Here is a 480-nt window from a genome sequence, read left to right as displayed (position 1 = left end):
TTTTTCTTGGATTTTCTCATCGCTCAATCCTTGAGCTTTCCAATCAGCAATGAGTTCACTACTTCTAATGGCATTTAAATAAGGATTATTTATTTGCCCTGCGACTGTCCAGTCACTACCGGATAAACGGTAAATATCACCAATCCAGCTAAATCCTGTATCACTGAGCTTTTCACCTTGTTCTATCCCCAACAGCATTGCCGTAGTGTATTCAGTAACAAGGTAGTTAAACTCTTCTTTACTTAACTGACCTGATTGATATAGACCAACAAGTTTTTCACCTGCGGCTTTTTCTTGATTTCGGTATTCGTTGCGAACATTTCGTTCACAATCGGCATTTCCATTACAGCCAACAAATTTGGCTTGTAAATCATCAACGCCACCAATACCCGCTTCTTCTAGCTTTTTATGAAGTGCCTTCCCTTTGTCATTTAACTTATCAACACCGAATTTATTCGATAATAAGTTATTCTCAACCGT

The 480-nt window shown here is 38.3% G+C and carries 1 protein-coding gene; it reads right to left on the bottom strand.

What is annotated here, in order from left to right:
- Positions 1–480, bottom strand: a 480-nt coding sequence (locus M992_RS15255; RefSeq protein ID WP_147638196.1) for a hypothetical protein, incomplete at both ends; no start/stop codon positions are given.

The sequence above is a fragment of the Moellerella wisconsensis ATCC 35017 genome (genome assembly GCF_001294465.1).
Lineage (GTDB): Bacteria > Pseudomonadota > Gammaproteobacteria > Enterobacterales > Enterobacteriaceae > Moellerella > Moellerella wisconsensis.
Note: the sequence above shows the minus strand (reverse complement) of the source record. Positions and strands in the feature narration are given on the sequence as shown.